Raw genomic sequence first — 17,456 nt, 5'->3', positions numbered from 1 at the left:
CCGGAAGCCGAGCCGGGCGGGGAGCTTGTCCGTGCGGAGCGGAGATCGATATAATAGGGAGCCAAGGCGAATCATCGCAACGAACGGTACGGGGGGATGCGGGATGAAGGTCGTGTGGGTCGAGGATGAGCGGGAGCTGCTGGAGGAGGGAGCGCGTTTCTTGCGGCAGGAGGGCTGGGAAGTGGCGGGAGCGGCATCGGCGGAGGTGGCGGAGGCGCTCATCGGGCGGGAAAAGCCCGACCTGCTGCTCGTCGACTGGACGCTCGAAGGCGGCAGGACGGGGCTGGACCTATGTCGGCTCAACGACCGCAGCTGGCAGCTGCCGCTGCTCATGGTGACGGCCAAAGGAGACGAGTTCGACCGCGTGCTCGCGCTGGAGCTCGGCGCGGATGATTTCATCCAAAAGCCGTTCAGCCTGCGCGAGCTGCACGCCCGCATGAAGGCGGTGCTCAGGCGGACGGGGAGGCAGGCGGTAGGCGCAAGCGGTCAGCATGCCGCGGACGAGGAGGCTGCGGTCCTGGAGCGAGGGGCGCTGACGATCCGCCCGCAGTCGCATGAGGCGGAGCTCGAGGGACGCGCGCTCGACCTGACTCGGACCGAGTTCGCCCTGCTGCTGCGGCTCGCTTCGCGGCCGGGGCGCGTATTCACGCGCACGCATCTGCTGGAGGAGGCGCTCGGCGACGCCTTTGCGGGCTATGAGCGGACGATCGACAGCCATATCCGCAACCTGCGGCGCAAGCTCGGCGACGATCCGGCCGACCCGCGCTTCGTGCTGACTGTCTATGGGGTCGGCTATAAATTCAATCCGGATGCAGGAGGAGGCCGATGAGCGCCCCTGCCGCCGCGGATCGGATCAAGCGGATCGCAGCCGCTGCGGCGCTGCCGCTAGCAGGCGGGGCAGCGGCGGCGCTGCTCGCGGCGCTGTGGCCCGGCTCCGATCAGGATGCGGGAGCCGCCGAGCTGGCGCGCTGCCTGCTGGCCGGAGCGGGAGCGGCGGCGCTGGCGGCAGGCGGGGCGTGGCTGGAGCGGCGGCGCTGGCGTCGGCGCGTGTCGGCGTGGATTGTCCAGGCCGGCAAGCTGGCGGAGGGGCCGGAGCGGGAGGAAGAAGGCCCGGAGGCGGCGAGCGCAGCGCCTGGGCCGGACCGCAGTCCCGCCACGCTCGAGGAGCAATTGATGGCGGACGCGCTCCGGCGCGGCGCCGGGATGATTCGTCAGCTGCGGACGACTCGGCGCCTGATGGTCGCTGAGGTCGCGCATGAGCTGCGCTCGCCGCTCGCCGTCATCCGCGCTTCCCTGGACAATGCGCTGTACGAGCAGCGCCCCCTTCCGCCCGAGCGGCTGGCCGTGCTGTCCGAGCAAGCCGCCGCGATGAGCCGGCTCGTGCAGGATCTGCAGGATTTGAGCTTGTCCGAGAGCGGTCGCCTGCGGATCGAGAAGGAATGGTTCGAGCCGGCGGCCGCAGCGGCGTCGGCGATCGAGCTGCTGCAGCCGGAAGCCGACGATCGGGGCGTCGAGCTCGTCGCCGAGCTCGACGTCAAGCTGCTGCTGTACGGAGACGAGAAGCGATTCTCGCAGCTGCTGCTCAACCTGCTCGGCAACGCGATCCGCCATGCCCGCAGCCGCGTGACGGTCAGCGCTTCCGCCAGCGGAGCGGAGCTCGTGCTGCGCGTCCGCGACGACGGCTGGGGGTTCGAGCCGGAGGAAGCGGAGCAGCTGTTTCAGCGCTACTACCGCAAGCCGACGTACGCCGACGGGAGCCCTGCGCCGCGCGGCCTGGGTCTCGGCCTGGCTGTCGTCCGGGGCATCGCCCAGGCGCATGACGGCTCGGTCGAGGTGGAGAGCCGCGTCGGCGAGGGAGCGGCATTCACGGCGCGTCTCCCGCTGTTTCGCGAGTGAGCTTCGGGCATCCGGACCTGGGACGCCTGCACGGGTTCTGCACATCATCTCGGCGAAGACTGCATCCCGGCCTGCTAAGGTGAAGGCATCCCCGAAAGCGCGGGATGCGAAAGGAGACGGCAGTCGATGTTGAGAGCGAGCCAACTGAGCAAGACCTATGGAACCGGGAACGAAGCGACGCGAGCGCTCCGCGAGGTCGGATTGACGCTGGGCAAAGGAGAGATGGCGGCGGTGACGGGACCGTCCGGCTGCGGCAAGTCGACGCTGCTGCATGTGCTGGGCGGCCTCGAGCCGGCCGACGGCGGGGAAATCTGGATCGGGGACGAGGCGGTCCACCGGCGGCGCGAGAAGGAGCTCGCGGCACTGCGGCTGAAGCGCATGGGCTTCGTATTCCAGGCGTATCATCTCGTGCCGGTGCTGAGCGCGGAGGAGAACGTGCAGCTGCCGCTGCTCGCCGCCGGCATGACCCGCCGCGAGGCGGAGCGCAAGGCGCTCGAGGCGCTTGAGCTGGTCGGCCTCGCCGGCAAGCGCCGCTCGCGGCCGTCGGCGCTGTCCGGCGGACAGAGCCAGCGCGTGGCGATCGCCCGTGCGGTCGCCGGCAAGCCGGACATCCTGTTCGCCGACGAGCCGACCGGAGCGCTCGATTCCGAAGCCGCCGACCAGGTGATGGGACTGCTGGAGCTGATGAACCGCCAGTACGGCATGACGCTGCTGCTCGTCACGCATGACGACCGCTTGGCGCAGCGCCTGCCGCGCCAGATCCGCATGTTCAACGGCCGCATCGTCGAGGATCGGGAGGGCGCGACATGCTGAAGCGCGGCATCTCCTGGACGATGGGCGCGCGCTACTTGCGCCGCCAGGGGCGGCAGACGGCGCTTGCCGTGCTGGCGGGAGCGATCGGCGCGATGCTGCTGGCGATGTCGATGTTCCATTACGGCTCCGTCCGGGAAAGCGGGCAGCAATGGCTGAGCCGGCATTTCGGGCCGGTCGACTTTGCGCTCGCGCCGTCGGGCAAGGGAAACGGCTTTACGGCGGAGCGGGCCCAGGCCATAGCGGCCGAGGGGGGCGGCGCCGGGGCGATGCCTTATCGGTACTTGCCCGTCGCATCGGTCCCGGCGACGCTGTTCGCTTCCCCGGCAAACGACGCGCAATCCGCTTCGCTGCCGCAGGCGCTCGCCATCGGCTTCGAGACGGCTGCGGCCGCCTCGTTCGAGCCGGGATCGCGGCTGTGGGACGATCCGCTGCGGCCGGGCGAGGCGCTGCTTGACGCGGAAGCGGCGGAAGCGCTCGGACTAGTGGCCGGCGATGTCGTGTATGCGGACGCTCCGGACGGCACGCGCCACGGCTTCAAGCTGCGCGATGCGCCTCCTCCGTCCGGCTTGTCCGGCTACCGGGGCGAGGCGGCCCGCCAGAGCGGGACGCTCGTGCTCCATCCGGATGACGCGCGGCGGCTCGCGGGACTGCCCGAAGGCAGCTTCTCGGCGATCCTCGCCACGCGGATGAATCCGGCGGACTCGGTGCTCGGCATGAGCATGCCTTCCGGGCAGGATGGCTGGTATCAGACGCGCCACGTGAAGCAGGAAGCGCTCGGCATGACGCGCAGCAATCTCGTCGTGCTGATCGGCGTCATCAGCCTGACGGCGATCTTCTCCAGCGCGTTCCTGCTGCGGCAGATCGTGCTCATGCTCGCCGACTCGCGGGCAGAGCTGTACGGCGTGCTGCGCGCCATCGGCCTCAGCCGCAAGCAGGCGCGCAGCCTGTTCCGGGCGGAGGCGCTGCTGCTCGGGCTGCTGTCGGGCTTGACCGGCATCGCGGCAGGACTGGCTGCGGGCTGGGGGCTGGTGAAGGCGATCTACGGCTCGGAGCTTGGCCGGACGGCCGAAGCGGCGGGCATCCCGATCGAGCCCCATCTGCCGCTGCCGGTGCTGCTTGTCGGAGCGGCGTCGGTGCTGCTGCTTCAGATGCTGCTCGTCCTGGCGGCGAGCCGGCTGGCCGGCTCGGGCCCGATCGTCGGCGCGATGCGGGGCTCGGCGCGGGAGGGCGCGGCCGCAAGCGGGAAGGCCGGCCGCTCTGTCCGCCGAGCCCTGGCCGGCGCGGCGGCTTGCGTCATCCTCGCGCTGCAAGCGCACCAGACGTGGAGCTGGGAGCCGGCGGCTCCGGATGGGCTGGTCATGCTGCGCCTGGCGATCGTCTGGATCGCCTCCGCCGCTGCGCTCACGCTTCTTCTGCAGCTGCTGCTGCAGGCGGCCGGCGCGCGGCTTGGACCGCGCGCCGGCACGAGCGTGCTGCTCGCCTTGCGCTACTCCGGCCAGCGGCCGGGACGCACGTTCGCGGTCATGCTGCTGTTCGCGGTCGCCATGATGACGATTACCTTCACCTCGGGGCTGTCGAGCCTGATCCTGTCCAATACGAGTCCGGCGAACGGTCCGCAGGGTCTTCTCGGCTACAGCGGCTTCGCCGCGTACGAGAGCGAGCGCGAGAAGCAGGACATGCTGGAGCTGCTGCGAACCGACGAGACGCTGCGGGAGGCGGTAGACGGGCATGTCCTCGTCCAGCCTGCGATGGCCTCCGCCACTCTGTCCGATAGCTCGGCGAGAAGCGGCCAAACGTTCGTACCGGTCCGCCCCGAGCTCGTCCAGGGAGGAGACTGGAAGCTGCTGGAGCGCGCCTCGGCGTTCGCCTCCGATCAAGAGGCTTGGGCCAAGGTCATGGCGGACAAGCGGTCCATCATCCTGCCGCGCAGCTTCAAGGACTACGGCGTCGAGCCGTCCGGAACGTTCGCCTATCCGGAGAAGCGCTACCGTGTCGGGGATACGATCGAGCTCGGCTTCTACCGGGACGCGTTCCTGCCCGCGGGGCAGCCGCCCGATCTGAAGCTGTCGTTCACGATCGCGGGCTTCGCCGAGCCGAATACGTCGAACAGCTTGAATGCCGCGTACGTGTACGACACGACCTACGTGCATCCCGACATTTGGAGGCAGCTGCGCGAGGGCTACCATCGGCCGTGGGATACGCAGAAATTCCAAGGGCTCATCCTGCTGCAGCTCGACCCTTCCGACCTCAAGCGGGACGAGGAGATCGTCTCCCGTCTCCTCTCCGGAGGGGCCTCCGCCGCTGCCATTCCTTATCTTGATACGGTAAAGGAGCATGCGTCCTCGACGCGGCTCGTGAACGGTTTCCTGGGGTTCACGGCGCTGTCGGCGGCAATCGGGCTGCTTGGCCTTGCCGTCCTTCAGCGGCGGTCGATGCTTGACCGCGAGCGCGAGCTCGCGATGCTCCGCTGCGCCGGCGTGTCCGCCAAGGCGCTGAAGCGGGCGCTCATGCTCGAAGGAAGCCTGCTCGGCCTGCTCGGCCTGCTCGCCGGCGTGGCGGCCGGCTGGAGCGGCGCGATCGCGTTCGCCCGTGTCCTGCAATCGGATTTGCGCCCGTTGGAAAAGCCGCTGCCGGTCGACTTCGACGGCCTGCTGCTCGGCGGCATCCTGCTGACGCTCGCCGTGCTCGCCGTACTGCTGCAGGCAGGCCCTGCCCGTTCCGCGCTGCGGGGAACGCCGGTCGAATCGCTGCGCCGCGCGGATGCCTGAACCGCCCTCAGCGACAAACAAGCAAGCCTCCCGATTCCCGGACAGGGAAAAGGGAGGCTTGCTCGTTTAAGAAAATCTTCAGCAATTGCTATGGTTTTGTTTCTTTTTTTCAGGTCAAAGCCCACTATACTTATCCTTGGACATACTCCGGATACAATTAGCAGGTATAATCCGTCTTAGATAGAGAACGAGGCAAGGGAGAGTGCGGCATGAGCAAGCGAACCGAGGAGAGAATCCTGAGGCTGCGGCAGTCGGAGCAGGAATGCTACTCCGTCTGCTATTACCTGCTTGGCGACGAGCAGCTCGCCGTGCAAGCGGCGCAGCAAGCGCTGTGCGAGCTGTTCCGCAGCGAGGACGGCGCCTACGGGCCCGAGCGGGTACGCGCCGCCGCGATGCGCCATGCGGTCAAGCTCGCCGCGCGCGGCTCATCGCGGCCGGATCTGCTGCGCGCTTAGGGCAGCATGCCGGGGTCCGGCTGCGCCTGCGGGCGGCTGCGGCGGCGCAGCGCATGCAGCCAGCGGGCTCCATACTCCGAGACGAGCACGCCGCAGAGGACGAGCGCGGCGCCGGCATAGCCTTGCGGGGAGAGCATCTCCCGGGCGAAGAGGAAGCCGAACATCGCCGCGAACACCGGCTCCATCGAGAAGATGAGACCCGCTCGCGAGGCGGTCGTGAACTTTTGCGCGGCCGGCTGGGCGATGTAGCAGAAGGCGCTGCAGACGACTGCGAGCGCGAGGATCGCTCCCCAGCCGCCGCCGGTCGACGGGAGCGACAGCTGGCCCATGAAGCCGGCGAAGATCAGTCCGAACAAGCCGGCGAAGCCGAGCTGCAGGACGCCGAGATTGATCGTGTCCACTTCCTTGGCCGCCCTGGACGTCAGCAGCACGTATGTTGCGTTGATGAGAGCGGCGAGCATGCAGAGCAGGTCTCCGGGCTGCATCGACAGCGGCATCTTCAGCGTCATCAGGCCGATGCCGGCGATCGCGAAGCCGATGCCCGCCGTCAGCTGCGGCGTCAGCTTCTGACGCAGGAACAGCGCGGACAGGAGCGGGACGAAGATGACCGTCAGGCTGAGCAGGAAGCTGGCGTTCGCGGTCGACGTCGACTTGAGCGCGAAGGTGACCGTCACGGAGATGAGGAACAGCAGCGCGCCTTGCGTCGCGGCGAGCGCGACCGTCCGGCGTGTGGCCTTCCTCAGACGGGGATACAGGATCGCGCCGGCGATCAGGAAGCCGATCATAAAGCGCAGTCCGATCAGCATGAGCGGCTCGACCGCCTCCATCGCCGCCTTCAGCAGCAGGTAGGCGGACCCCCAGCACAACGTGACGACAAGCAGCAGCCATTCCGATTTCTTCATCTTCGTTCCATTCTCCATTCCTTCTTGAAGCTATCATCCGTGGTAAAGTATACTAATGACCGAAGCATAAGGGAATTGAATGTTTGTCATGGACAATATGAGAAAAATGAATGAAAACGGCGGGGGAGATCGGCCATGAGCCTGTTCAAATACGAGGTGCTGAGCACGGTCGTCGAGCTCGGCAGCCTGACGCGCGCAGGAGAGACGCTGGGCCTTACGCAGTCGGGCGTCAGCCATGCGATCAGCAGCCTGGAAAAGGAGTTCGGGCTCGCGCTCCTTACCCGCAGCCGCTCCGGCATCCGGCTGACCGAAAGCGGCGAGCGGCTGCTCCGTCCGATGCGCGAGCTGCTGGCCGCCCAGGAGCAGCTCAAGCAGGAGATCGCGCTGCTCAAAGGGCTGCAGTCCGGCACCGTCCGGCTCGGCACGTTCACGAGCGTCTCCGTGCACTGGCTGCCGGCCATGATCAAGGCGTTCGACCGCGACTATCCCGGCATCGAGCTCAAGCTGATCGAGGGCGACTACCGCGACATCGAGGAAGGCATCGCGGACGGCAGCATGGATCTCGGCTTCCTTTCCTTGCCGTCGCGCGAAGGACTCGACACGCTGCCGCTCAAGAAGGACCGGATGCTGTTCGTGCTCCCGCCGGACCATCCTCTGGCCGCAGAGCCCAGGCTGTCCCTCAGCCAGCTCGAGGACGAGGTGTTCATCATTCCGAAGGAAGGCTCGGACTACGACGTCCGGCGCATTCTCGAAGAGTCGATCCGCCGTCCGCGCATCAAATACGAGACGCATGACGATTATGCCATCATCGCGATGGTGGAGCACGGGCTCGGCATCAGCATCCTGCCCGAGCTAGTCCTACGGGGGCGCGACCACCGGGCGAGCATGGTGGAGCTCGAGGACGGGCGGTACCGGACGCTCGGCATCGCCGCCGCCTCGTTCAAGCTGCTTTCGCCTGCGGCGAAGCGGTTCATGGACTACATCCAGGAGTACGTGGGGAGCCTGGACGCCTAGCCTAGGCGGCGCGACGGCAGGCGGAACCGGAAAAAAGGCAGCTCTCAAGGCCGGCAGATGGCCTCGGGAGCTGCCTTTCGCATCGTTTAAGAGCCCTGGAGCTGCTCGTACATCCGCTGCAGGATGAGCGCTTCCGCCCACAGGGGCAGGGGCGCGTCCGGCTGCTGCTTCCAGATCGGATCGGTGAGATAACCTTGCGCGTACAGCCATTCGATCGCCTGAATCTTGTAGTCCGGCGTGCCTGCCGGATAGTTCGGGGTCAATGCCATCGCTTTTGCCACTCCTTCCGCGATCGCCGCCGCCAGGTTCTGGCGCACGGCAGAGTCCTTGAGCAAGCCGGCGTCGAGCGCTTGGTCGACGAACAGGTTCTCCAGCAGCACCGCCGGCATCGTCGTCTGGCGCAGCACAGCGAAGTTGGCTTCCTTCTTGCCCCGGTCCGCCACGCCGAGCGGAGCGAGGACCTTCATGATCGCCGCATGCACGGCATCCTGGCGGACGCCCGACGCGCCGGAGCGCGTGCCGGGGTAGACATACGACTCGAAGCCTTCGCCGCCGGCCGCGTTGTGATGCAGGGAGACGAAATAATCCGCCTTCCAGCCGTTCGCCATCGTTGCCCGTTCGCCGAGCGGGACGAAGACGTCCGTGCTGCGCGTAAGCCGCACGTCGACGCTGTATCCGGCGCGCAGCAGCGATGCGACGCGCAGCGCCAGCTCAAGCGCGCTGTCCTTCTCGACGATGCCGAAGCCTTGGGCGCCGGGGTCCGTGCCGCCATGCCCGGCGTCGAGCGCCACGATCGGCAGCGGCGCTTGCGGCACTGCTGCGGGCACGGTCGCCGCCATCGTTCCGTACAGCCGCACGATTTTTTGGCCGTACGTATCGCCGGCCTCGAGCGCGGCTTGCAGCGAAGCATACTTCGTCCGATCGTAGCCGGGCACGGCCCATTTGCCGGCGAGATCCTCCCAGGCGGGGGCGCTGCCGCGGGCGACGAGCGCGAAGCGCGGATCGACGACCGTTTCGCCGGCAGGCAGCGGCGCCGTCGTCGCGTAGGCGTACAGATGCTGGATCTGAGCGGTCACGCCCTCCGCGATCGTGGCGAAGCTGGCGCCGGGATTGCCGCCTCCGGTAGCGCCGATGCCGGCGAAGTTGTTCTGCTCGGGCTTGACGTCTCCGCCGAAGCGGAACCAGTTCGTCTCATGGATCGACTGGCACAGCGCGATTTCGCCCCGGATGCCGAGACGGCTGCCGACGAGCCGGAACTGGCGGGCAATATCCGGATTGAACGATGGATTGACCGTTCGGACGTAAGCGGTCATCACCTCCGCGGACACGGCCGGCTGGCCGAGGATCGAGGTTTTTGCGATCGCCATCTATCTATCACTCCTTTGCGGACTAAGATAGAATAGAGTATTCAGCCGGTGGACGAGGGGGGTGGGCCGCCGCCGACGAAGGGCGGATGCGGCCATTCTCCGCGTCCCAAGAAGCTTCCGCGCGCAATGAAGAAGAAAAACGCCCCTCGGCAAGAGGGGCGGACGGAGAGCTAATCGATGCGGTCGTAGAACTTTTTCCATTCCTTGTCGCCCCGATGGACGAGATCCGCGATCGTGCGCTCGATGACCGTCCGGACGGCATCGCGGAAAAACTCCGTCTCGGCCCGGATCGCCGCTTCGACCTCGCCGTTGGACTTCTCGCCGTTCGTGCTGCGGGCGCCGATTTCCAGCCGGTGCTTTTCCTCATGCTCATCGAGCAGATCGAGCAGATGGTCGAAGGCGATCAGCACCGATTCGCGCCCCTGCAGCTTTCCCTGGTCGCTCAGCTGCTGCTTGAAACGTTCCATTTGCCTGCGCATGGAAGGCCACTCCTTTAGGGGTCAAATGTTCTTGCTCGCCCTATCATCGCATATCCGCCCGGGCATCCGCAAGGCGGCTTTCCCGGACGGACTGCTTGCCTCCCGCGCGCAGCGGGTATGGAACTCTGAACGAGGGCGAGATTCGGAAGGAGACTGGAACTGCCATGACAACTGCCGAGCAAACCGGCTTGCAAGCGTCCCGCTCGCGGCCCGTCGTCGCGCTGACCGGGGCGAGCGGTTATATCGGAAGACACCTGCTGGAGAAGCTGCGGCCTGACTTCAGCTTGATCGCGTTATCCCGCCAAGCGGATCCGTCCCGCAGCGAGCCCGGCGTCGAATGGCGGCGCGGCGACTTCTTCTCCCAAGAGCAGGCGGCAGAAGCGCTTCGCGGCGCGGATGTCGCGATCTACCTCATCCACTCCATGATGCCTTCGGCCAAGCTGACCCAGGGCAGCTTCGAGGACATGGATGCGATATTGGCCGTTCACTTCGCGCGCGCGGCCGCCGGCTGCGGCGTGCGGCAGATCGTCTATCTGAGCGGAATGATTCCGCCGGACGTGCCGCCGGAGAAGCTCTCCCGGCATCTGCGCAGCCGCCTCGAGGTGGAGCGCATCCTCGGCTCGTACGGCGTGCCGGTGACGACGATCCGCGCGGGGCTGATCGTCGGGCCGGAAGGCTCGTCGTTCCCGATCCTCTCCAAGCTCGTGCGCCGGCTGCCGGTCATGATCCTGCCGAGCTGGACGCGCACGCCGACCCACCCGATCGCCTTGTCCGACATCCTGAACTCGATCACGGCGGCCATCGGCAAGCCGGAGGCGATGGGGCGAGCCGTCGATGCCGGGGGCCCGGACCGGATGAGCTACCAGGACCTGCTGCGCGAGACCGCGGCGGTGATGGGCCTCCGGCGCTGGATGATTCCGTTTCCGTTCCCGACCGTCAAGCTCTCGCGCCTCTGGATATCGCTCGTTGCCGGCGCTCCCAAGGAGATCGCCTATCCGCTCGTGGAGAGCCTCGCCCATCCGATGGTGTCGCAGCGGCGGCATGAGATCGCGGGACTGAGCGACGGCCGGATCTCCTACCGCGAGGCGGCGGCCGACGCGCTGAGGCAGGAGGAGGAGCTCAAGCGGCAGAAGGGGAAGGGCGCGGGCAAGAGCGGCGCCAGCCGAAAGCCGGCTGCGAAAGCCGACGTCCGCTCCGTGCAGCGGTTCCGGCTGCAGCCCGGACAGGATGCCCATTGGGCCGGAGAGCATTACCTGACATGGCTGGGGAGCGCGTTCCAGCCGCTCATCCGGGCCGAGCGGGGAGAGAGGGGAGAAGTGAGCATGCGGCTGTTCCCCTTGCGGCGACCGCTGCTGGAGCTGCGTCACGCCGAAGCCCGCAGCACGCCGCATCGCTCCACCTACCGGATCGCGGGCGGACGCTTCGCGCATGCGGAGGAGGGAGACGACGGGCGGCTCGAATTCCTGCAGCTGCCGGAGTCCCGCGACTGTCTGGCGGCGATCCACGACTACAGGCCGGCCTTGCCGTGGTTTCTGTACAAGTACGGCCAAGCCAAGGCCCATCTGCTCGTGATGCGGCTGTTCGGCCGCCATCTGCGGGCACTTGCGCGAAAGCGGCCGGAAGAGGCAGAATAAGGAGGACGAAAGCCATGCTGCCCCGAAAGGAGAGAGGCCCATGCTCGTGCCGGTTCTGATCTTGGCGGCGGCCGCGGCCTGCGCGATCGCCTTCTGGCTTCATCGCCGCCAGACAGGCTCGCGTCCGCGTTCGAATGTCGTGGCTCTGGATGAGGCGCGCCGACGCAAGGGCAAGCCGAGCCGCGCCGATGGCCGCGGCAAGACGCAGCCTTGCTCGCTCTGCCGGCAGCCGTCCGCGCGGCTCGCCTTTTACGCCGATGAGAACGGACAAGTCCTCGGCGTCTGCAAAGCCTGCAAGCCGAAGCTCAGCTCCCGCAAGCTCGACCGCCTCTAGCCCCGGCCTGTCCGCATCTCCGCCGCTGTCCCTCGCGCTCGCCTCAACAGCGGCATAGGATGGAGGACAAGCGAGAGAGGAGAGGTGACGGCAACATGTCGACCTACACATCGGGATTGATGACCAATCCCCAGAACGAAGAGGAACAGGCGGTGAACGTGGCGGTCAACGCCCGCAATCTCGGACCGGATCAGGCGCTTATCATCGTACAGCTGTTCGGCGTGCCTTGGAGCGGGACGGGTCTCGTGCCGATCTACGTATCGGGCTTTATCGTTCCGCCCGATTCCGCCATCTCGCAGACGTACTATGTCGGCGGCAACACGGCATACGAGGTGCAGGTCAACAATGTCGACGACCTGTCGGAGGTCGCCGTCAGCCTGTTCGGCCTGAAGGCGTCGGGAGAGCTCGTGCCGGCGCATCGCGTGCTTCCGCTGGAGCTGTCGCCGATGCTCGGGATGCTTCAGCCTTGAGCGGACGCGGGGTTCCATGAGGACCACGTGACAAGCAAAAAAAAGGCTTCCCGAACCGACGTCCGTCGGAGGGGGAAGCCTTTTTGCTGCGCGGCGATGGACGAGCGGCAGTCCGCCGTCCGGTAGCCGATCCCGGCTCGTTCCGTCGGAACGGCACGGAAGCGGCCGTCGGCTACCCGATATAGGCGATCGCCACGAGCGCCCAGCCGGCGAGAAAGGCGAGGCCGCCGAGCGGCGTAATCGCGCCGAGCTTTTTCACTCCGCTCAGGCTGAGCGCGTACAGGCTGCCGGAGAACAGCACGATGCCGGCGGCGAATAGCCATACCGCGGCCTGCAGCAGCGACGACGTTGCGGCCAGCGGCGTAGCGCCTACGGCGACGATGCCGACGCCGTGCAGCAGATGGTAGAGCACGCCGGTCTGATAGTTCTTGCCGGCATCGCCGGCCAGCCGGGCTTTCAGCGCATGCGCGCCGAACGCTCCGACCGCGACGCCGAGAAACAGAAATGCCGCTCCGAGCACAAAAGCGGTTTGCATGGGGACACGCTCCTTCCACTTCCGTATGCTAGCGGCCGCGAGCGCTTCCGTCAATCCCCGACCCGATTTGCAGAGAACGCCTCGATTCGGTAGGATGGGGGAAATACGAATCCGGAGGGATGAACGATGGCAAGAGCTCTCCTCAACATCGACTATACGAACGATTTCATCGCGGAAGACGGCGCGCTGAGCTGCGGCGAGCCCGGCCGGGCGATCGAAGGGGAAATCGTGCGCTTGACGCAGCAGTTCGCCGAGGCGGGCGACTGGGTCGTCTTCGCCGTCGACGTGCATGAGCCGGAGGACGCGCATCATCCGGAGACGAAGCTGTTTCCGCCGCATAATCTGCGGGGCACCAAGGGCAGGGAGCTGTACGGCAAGCTCGGCGAGCTGTACGAGCGGATCCGCGGACTGCCGAACGTGCTGTATCGGGACAAGACCCGCTATTCGGCGTTCGCCGGCACGGATCTGGATCTCCGGCTTCGCGAGCGAGGCGTCCGGGAGCTGCATCTCGTCGGCGACTGCACGGATATCTGCATCCTGCATACGGCCGTCGACGCTTACAATCTCGGCTACCGGCTCGTCATCCATGAACGGGCGGTGGCGAGCTTCAACGCCGCGGGCCATGACTGGGCGCTGCAGCATTTCCGGAGCTGCCTCGGAGCCGATATCCGCTGACGGCCCGATTTTTGCGGCGGCTGCCGTTGTAGGAATTCTTTTTTTGCGATACGATGGGGAACATGTCTACCTTCATCCAAGAGTGGCGCGAGCAGCTGGGCGGCTACAGCCGCAACATCCGGCTGTTCTTCGTGTTCAACCTGTTGTGGAACATCGGACTCGGCATGTACAGCCTGATCTACAATCTTTATGTCAAGGCGCTCGGCCATCCGCCGACGATGGTCGGAGACATCGTCGGGGCGACGGCGCTTGCCGCCGCGCTCATCCTCATCCCGGCCGGCCTCGCCAACGACCGGTTCGGCGCCAAGCGGATGATCGGCATCGGCGCCGTCGCCGTCGTCGCCGTGCTCGCCGCCCGCACCTGGGCGGTCGGCAGCGGGCAGCTGACCTCGCTCGCCTTCGTCGCCGGGATGGCTCAGGCGATCGTTTCCGCCACGATTCTGCCGTTCATGGCCGACAACTCGTCGCCCCGGGAGCGCGTCCACCTGTTCAGCTTCAACATGGCGCTCGTGATGGCGGCGAACGTCGCAGGCAATCTCGGCGGAGGGCTGGTCAGCGACGCATTGAGAGCGCTTGCGGGATGGAGCGAGATCGCCAGCCTGAGGGCGACGCTGCTCGTCGGGGTGGCGATCGCGGCGGCGGGGCTCGTGCCGATCCTGAAGTTCGGCGGTCCGTCCGCCCTCGGCGGTGGGCAGCCGTCCGCGCTGCCCGAGCCCAAGCGGAGCTTTCGCGAGCGCTTTCGGCTCCATCGCTCCTCCTATGCGGCGATCGCGGCCTTCACGCTGCTCAGCCTGCTGTCCTCGATGGCGGGCGGCATGGTCGTGCCTTATTTGAACGTCTATTTCGAGGACCGCTTCCAGGCCTCGCATTCGAGCATCGGGCTTGTCGTGGCGCTCGGACAGGGGGCGACGGCGATCGCGTTCCTGCTGGGGCCGGCCATCGCCCGCAGGATGGGAGAGGTGAGGGCGGTCGTATGGCTGCAGCTCAGCTCGATCCCGTTCCTCGTGCTGACCGCCTATACGCATCAGTTCTGGCTGGCGAGCGTCGGCTACCTGTTCCGGCAGGCGCTCATGAACGCCGCCAACCCGTTCTACAGCACGATCAAGATGCGGTACGTCCATCGGTCTCTGCGGGGGCTTGCGGCGAGCTCGGGGGAGGCGATGTTCAATCTGGGCTGGTTCATCGCCGCGCCGATCAGCACGGGGCTCGTGGCGCGATATGGAGCTTATCACGGCTATGCGAGAGCGTTCACGGTAACCGCCGTCATCTACACGCTGATCGCGCTGCTGTTCGGCTACTTTTTTGCAAAGCAGCGCTTCAAGCCGGTCGAGGAGGAAGAGGGAGGCCAGCGCGGCTAGCTTGGAGGGAAGCTCCCTTCGCGGCCAGCCGTCTTTCGAGCATTTTAATTTGTATAGATAATTATGTAAACCAATAAGAGCGCATATTAAAAAATTCTTGTAAAAGGGCCCGTCAGGGCCCCGATTACGTTACGTTACGTTTCCTTTCCGTCTTGCTTTTCCGAATACACGCTGCCTTTGAACTTGCCCGTCGTCCTAATATATACCTTCACCTTGACCGAAGCGAGGGAATCCTCGTCGAGGAAAAAGGAGCCGGCCTCCGCGAGCTGGCGGAACGGGCGCGGATGCTTGCGGTACAGCTCGAGCTGCAGCCGGTAGCAGTCCGTCTTCTCCGCGGCCGCGAGGCGATACGTATTCTGCACCTCCTTGACGACGGCAAGAGCGGCTTCCTTCTGCAGCTGCTGGATCGATGCCGGCTGGATCTGCTCCGCGATAAAGCCCGTCGTCCTGATCGACACGTCGAAGCGCGGCTTGCCCTGCTCGAAGCGGGTTTTGATGGCGAACTTGGGATGTCCCAGCATGACGACGGCGGAGGGGCGATCGTTCCGAAGCAGCTTGAGCGGGGTGAGGTCGAGCTTCTCGTCCCTCCAGCGCATGCCTTTGAGCGGCTCCATGGCCATATGGTTCTTGTATTTATAGCCGTCAAAGAAAAAGGCGCCCCGGATGATGAACATCGGCTTCTTTTTGTAATCCTCGTGCCAGGTCCGGTTCTGAATGCCGATCTCCGGAATCATGCCTCCGGCTCCAGGCTCGTTCAGGTAGGCGAACGCCTTGTTGGCGTAGACCGGCAGGAGATAGGCCTTCTGCGTATTGAGCTGCACCGCCGTATACATCATCGTATCCAGCGGGGACAGATTGAAGATCGACTTCTGGGTGAGGATGTCCTCCATCCGTTCCTTCGTTCCATAAACGAGCAGGGTATAGCGGGCTTGCCGATCCCGCAGGAGGGAGGAGCTCAACCCGGACAGCCCTCGCTTCATGACGGCCTCGGTGACGACGACCGCTTTCACATGGCCCCAAAAGAGCCGGGACTGAGAGGTGGCGTTCGTCTCGGCGATCGCCCCCGAAATCGTCTCGCCGTCCCCGCGGCCGATCCAGATCGGGACCGGCTTGCCCAGCTCGACGGCATCGCTGCGGGCAATATTGATGAAGTTGAGCACCTGCACGTAAGCGATGTATTTTCCATCCTTGAAATCCAGCCCGATCGCCGTCACATACGCGAGCGACTGGATGTCCTTCGAGTTGCCGCAGCCTTGGACGGTCAGCAGCAGCGCCGCCATCGCGGCGAGGAGCAGCCTCCTCATGCCATGTCGCCTCCCTCATGGTCCGCATCCTGTCCGGCTTTGGTAATGCTGTCCGGCCGCTTGCGGATATAGGCGAAGGGCAGCCGCAGGTAGGACATGAGCGCGTCCTTCGGCATCAGCGGCGACAGCGGAACCAAATAGTTCACCCCGAACGACTGCAGCCTCGCCATGTAGGCGACCATCAGCACGATGCCGAGGATGACCCCGTACATGCCGAAAAATGAAGCCAGGAAAAAGAAGAACATGCGGAAGATGCTGATGACCGTGCTGAGCATCTGATTGACCAGCGTGACGCCGGACACGGCGGTGATCGCTCCGACCACGACGACCGACGGCGAGACCAGGCCGGCCCGAATGGCCGCGTCGCCGATGATGAGGCCGCCGATCGAGGTCAGCGTCTGACCGATCGGGTTCGGCAGCCGAACGCCCGCCTCCTTGAATATTTCCAGCAAGAGCAGCAGCAGCAGCATTTCCATCTGCGCGGACAGCGGCAGGCCGAGCCGTGAGACGGAGATCGTAGCCATCAGCCGGAACGGAATCTGGTCCTGATGGAATGCCATCAGCGCGATCCAGATGCCCGGCAGGAATATGGAGAGGAACAGGCTGAGAATGCGGATGATTCGGGAAAACGATACATACGAGTAGTTGAAATGGACGTCCTCCGGCGACTTCATGATGAACGAAAGCGTAGCCGGCGCGATCAGCACCATCGGGTTCCCGTCCACGATGATCGTGAACCGTCCCGCCAGCAGGCTGCTGATGACATAATCGGGCCGGCCGGTGAAATCGATGAGCGGCAGGATTTTGAACCGGTTCTGAAGCAGCAGGTCTTCCAGCTGGTTGATCGAGTACAGGCCATCGATATCGATCTCGTTCAGCCGCTTGCGCACGTCCTCGATCGGCTTGGGATCGGCGATATCGTGGATGTAGAGCAGGGAGACCCTCGTGCGCGTCCGCCGGCCGACCGTAAAGTTCTCGACATAGAGCGAGCTGGAGCGCATCCGCTTGCGGATCAGCGCGATGTTCGTGTCCAGGTCCTCGATGAAGCAGTCGCGCGGGCCCTTGATCGAAATCTCCGTGCTGGATTCGTCCGGAGTCCGCCTAGGCGAATTGCACAGATCGACGGTGGCCAGCAGTCCCTCCCGGACGAAAAAGAGCAGCAGCGAGCCCGAATAGACGGCCTCCTCCAGCTCGGACGGGGTCGGGGTCTTGTCGAAGCCTTCGATCGTCAAGGCGTCCGACAGGCGGAGCAGCGGCCGGTTCAAGGCGCCGTTCTGGGCATAGTGGACGCTGAGCGACGGCAGGACGTGGCGATTGATCATCATCGTATCGCAGAGGCCGACGGAGTAAGCGAGCACGACTTCCTTGGCATGGTCCGGTCCGAAGTACGAGCTTTTGAGAATGACGTCGGCCGAATGCTCGAAAACGCGCGTCAGCTCCTCCTTCGACCAG

17 protein-coding genes are annotated in these 17,456 nt (G+C 65.7%); 11 read left to right on the top strand and 6 right to left on the bottom strand.

Annotated features, from left to right (window positions below; genetic code table 11):
• The first annotated feature begins 103 nt into the window (after positions 1-103).
• The 5 genes from HGI30_RS11495 (at position 104) to HGI30_RS11475 (ending at position 5,932) form a co-directional block, all read left to right on the top strand.
• Positions 104-829, top strand: coding sequence for a response regulator transcription factor (locus HGI30_RS11495; RefSeq protein ID WP_168907693.1), 726 nt, complete (start codon positions 104-106; stop codon positions 827-829).
• Positions 826-1,896 carry a sensor histidine kinase gene (locus tag HGI30_RS11490; RefSeq protein ID WP_168907692.1) on the top strand — a complete coding sequence of 357 codons (1,071 nt, stop codon included), beginning with the start codon at positions 826-828 and terminating at the stop codon, positions 1,894-1,896. Before HGI30_RS11495 ends, HGI30_RS11490 begins: the two co-directional genes overlap by 4 nt.
• A gap of 126 nt (positions 1,897-2,022) precedes the next feature.
• Positions 2,023-2,709, top strand: a complete 687-nt coding sequence (locus HGI30_RS11485) for an ABC transporter ATP-binding protein (RefSeq protein ID WP_168907691.1) — start codon at positions 2,023-2,025, stop codon at positions 2,707-2,709.
• The gene (locus HGI30_RS11480; RefSeq protein ID WP_168907690.1) at positions 2,703-5,477 is read left to right on the top strand and encodes an FtsX-like permease family protein; all 2,775 of its coding nucleotides are present in this window, start codon (positions 2,703-2,705) and stop codon (positions 5,475-5,477) included. Before HGI30_RS11485 ends, HGI30_RS11480 begins: the two co-directional genes overlap by 7 nt.
• A gap of 209 nt (positions 5,478-5,686) precedes the next feature.
• Positions 5,687-5,932, top strand: coding sequence for a hypothetical protein (locus tag HGI30_RS11475; protein WP_168907689.1), 246 nt, complete (start codon positions 5,687-5,689; stop codon positions 5,930-5,932).
• Here the strand turns inward: HGI30_RS11475 and HGI30_RS11470 are convergent.
• Complete coding sequence (locus HGI30_RS11470) at positions 5,929-6,834, bottom strand: DMT family transporter (RefSeq protein WP_168907688.1); 906 nt, start codon at positions 6,832-6,834, stop codon at positions 5,929-5,931. The two genes, HGI30_RS11475 and HGI30_RS11470, sit on opposite strands and share 4 nt — an antisense overlap.
• Positions 6,835-6,969: 135 nt before the next feature.
• Here HGI30_RS11470 and HGI30_RS11465 point away from each other — a divergent pair, with 135 nt between their 5' ends.
• A complete protein-coding gene (locus tag HGI30_RS11465) occupies positions 6,970-7,848 on the top strand; it encodes a LysR family transcriptional regulator (RefSeq protein WP_168907687.1) in 879 nt (292 codons plus the stop codon).
• A gap of 86 nt (positions 7,849-7,934) precedes the next feature.
• On the opposite strand, the gene HGI30_RS11460 is transcribed toward HGI30_RS11465, so the two are convergent.
• Both HGI30_RS11460 and HGI30_RS11455 read right to left on the bottom strand, forming a co-directional pair.
• Complete coding sequence (locus HGI30_RS11460) at positions 7,935-9,215, bottom strand: N-acetylmuramoyl-L-alanine amidase (protein ID WP_168907686.1); 1,281 nt, start codon at positions 9,213-9,215, stop codon at positions 7,935-7,937.
• Positions 9,216-9,385: 170 nt separating this feature from the next.
• Positions 9,386-9,694 carry a hypothetical protein gene (locus tag HGI30_RS11455; protein WP_168907685.1) on the bottom strand — a complete coding sequence of 103 codons (309 nt, stop codon included), beginning with the start codon at positions 9,692-9,694 and terminating at the stop codon, positions 9,386-9,388.
• A 164-nt stretch (positions 9,695-9,858) separates the two neighbouring features.
• Between HGI30_RS11455 and HGI30_RS11450 the strand changes: the two genes are divergently transcribed.
• The 3 genes from HGI30_RS11450 to HGI30_RS11440 all read left to right on the top strand — a co-directional run bounded on the left by HGI30_RS11450 (position 9,859) and on the right by HGI30_RS11440 (position 12,132).
• A complete protein-coding gene (locus HGI30_RS11450) occupies positions 9,859-11,328 on the top strand; it encodes an NAD(P)H-binding protein (protein ID WP_168907684.1) in 1,470 nt (489 codons plus the stop codon).
• Between the two features lie 40 nt (positions 11,329-11,368).
• Positions 11,369-11,662, top strand: a complete 294-nt coding sequence (locus tag HGI30_RS11445) for a hypothetical protein (protein WP_168907683.1) — start codon at positions 11,369-11,371, stop codon at positions 11,660-11,662.
• Positions 11,663-11,757: 95 nt separating this feature from the next.
• Positions 11,758-12,132 carry a hypothetical protein gene (locus HGI30_RS11440; protein WP_168907682.1) on the top strand — a complete coding sequence of 125 codons (375 nt, stop codon included), beginning with the start codon at positions 11,758-11,760 and terminating at the stop codon, positions 12,130-12,132.
• 172 nt (positions 12,133-12,304) lie between these two features.
• Here the strand turns inward: HGI30_RS11440 and HGI30_RS11435 are convergent, their stop codons facing one another.
• Entirely contained in the window at positions 12,305-12,667 is a 363-nt protein-coding gene (locus HGI30_RS11435; protein ID WP_168907681.1) for a DUF423 domain-containing protein, read from the bottom strand.
• Positions 12,668-12,793: 126 nt separating this feature from the next.
• Between HGI30_RS11435 and HGI30_RS11430 the strand changes: the two genes are divergently transcribed.
• Both HGI30_RS11430 and HGI30_RS11425 read left to right on the top strand, forming a co-directional pair.
• Positions 12,794-13,342, top strand: a complete 549-nt coding sequence (locus tag HGI30_RS11430; RefSeq protein WP_168907680.1) for a cysteine hydrolase family protein — start codon at positions 12,794-12,796, stop codon at positions 13,340-13,342.
• Positions 13,343-13,404: 62 nt separating this feature from the next.
• Entirely contained in the window at positions 13,405-14,700 is a 1,296-nt protein-coding gene (locus tag HGI30_RS11425; RefSeq protein WP_168907679.1) for an MFS transporter, read from the top strand.
• A gap of 134 nt (positions 14,701-14,834) precedes the next feature.
• Here the strand turns inward: HGI30_RS11425 and HGI30_RS11420 are convergent, their stop codons facing one another.
• Both HGI30_RS11420 and HGI30_RS11415 read right to left on the bottom strand, forming a co-directional pair.
• Positions 14,835-16,004, bottom strand: coding sequence for a Ger(x)C family spore germination protein (locus tag HGI30_RS11420; RefSeq protein ID WP_168907678.1), 1,170 nt, complete (start codon positions 16,002-16,004; stop codon positions 14,835-14,837).
• Positions 16,001-17,440, bottom strand: coding sequence for a spore germination protein (locus tag HGI30_RS11415; RefSeq protein ID WP_235680435.1), 1,440 nt, complete (start codon positions 17,438-17,440; stop codon positions 16,001-16,003). The genes HGI30_RS11420 and HGI30_RS11415 overlap by 4 nt, the downstream gene beginning before the upstream one ends.
• Positions 17,441-17,456: the final 16 nt, after the last annotated feature.

The sequence above is a fragment of the Paenibacillus albicereus genome (assembly GCF_012676905.1).
Taxonomy (GTDB): domain Bacteria; phylum Bacillota; class Bacilli; order Paenibacillales; family Paenibacillaceae; genus Paenibacillus_O; species Paenibacillus_O albicereus.
This window is presented reverse-complemented; position numbering and strand designations above follow the sequence as displayed.

Coding starts and splice junctions, on each gene's coding strand:
- HGI30_RS11475 (WP_168907689.1), top strand. CDS start 5,687: ATGAGCAAGCGAACCGAGGAGAGAATCCTGAGGCTGCGGCAGTCGGAG.
- HGI30_RS11485 (WP_168907691.1), top strand. CDS start 2,023: ATGTTGAGAGCGAGCCAACTGAGCAAGACCTATGGAACCGGGAACGAA.
- HGI30_RS11435 (WP_168907681.1), bottom strand. CDS start 12,667: ATGCAAACCGCTTTTGTGCTCGGAGCGGCATTTCTGTTTCTCGGCGTC.
- HGI30_RS11470 (WP_168907688.1), bottom strand. CDS start 6,834: ATGAAGAAATCGGAATGGCTGCTGCTTGTCGTCACGTTGTGCTGGGGG.
- HGI30_RS11445 (WP_168907683.1), top strand. CDS start 11,369: ATGCTCGTGCCGGTTCTGATCTTGGCGGCGGCCGCGGCCTGCGCGATC.
- HGI30_RS11455 (WP_168907685.1), bottom strand. CDS start 9,694: ATGCGCAGGCAAATGGAACGTTTCAAGCAGCAGCTGAGCGACCAGGGA.
- HGI30_RS11460 (WP_168907686.1), bottom strand. CDS start 9,215: ATGGCGATCGCAAAAACCTCGATCCTCGGCCAGCCGGCCGTGTCCGCG.
- HGI30_RS11465 (WP_168907687.1), top strand. CDS start 6,970: ATGAGCCTGTTCAAATACGAGGTGCTGAGCACGGTCGTCGAGCTCGGC.
- HGI30_RS11440 (WP_168907682.1), top strand. CDS start 11,758: ATGTCGACCTACACATCGGGATTGATGACCAATCCCCAGAACGAAGAG.
- HGI30_RS11425 (WP_168907679.1), top strand. CDS start 13,405: ATGTCTACCTTCATCCAAGAGTGGCGCGAGCAGCTGGGCGGCTACAGC.
- HGI30_RS11480 (WP_168907690.1), top strand. CDS start 2,703: ATGCTGAAGCGCGGCATCTCCTGGACGATGGGCGCGCGCTACTTGCGC.
- HGI30_RS11495 (WP_168907693.1), top strand. CDS start 104: ATGAAGGTCGTGTGGGTCGAGGATGAGCGGGAGCTGCTGGAGGAGGGA.
- HGI30_RS11430 (WP_168907680.1), top strand. CDS start 12,794: ATGGCAAGAGCTCTCCTCAACATCGACTATACGAACGATTTCATCGCG.
- HGI30_RS11420 (WP_168907678.1), bottom strand. CDS start 16,004: ATGAGGAGGCTGCTCCTCGCCGCGATGGCGGCGCTGCTGCTGACCGTC.
- HGI30_RS11490 (WP_168907692.1), top strand. CDS start 826: ATGAGCGCCCCTGCCGCCGCGGATCGGATCAAGCGGATCGCAGCCGCT.
- HGI30_RS11450 (WP_168907684.1), top strand. CDS start 9,859: ATGACAACTGCCGAGCAAACCGGCTTGCAAGCGTCCCGCTCGCGGCCC.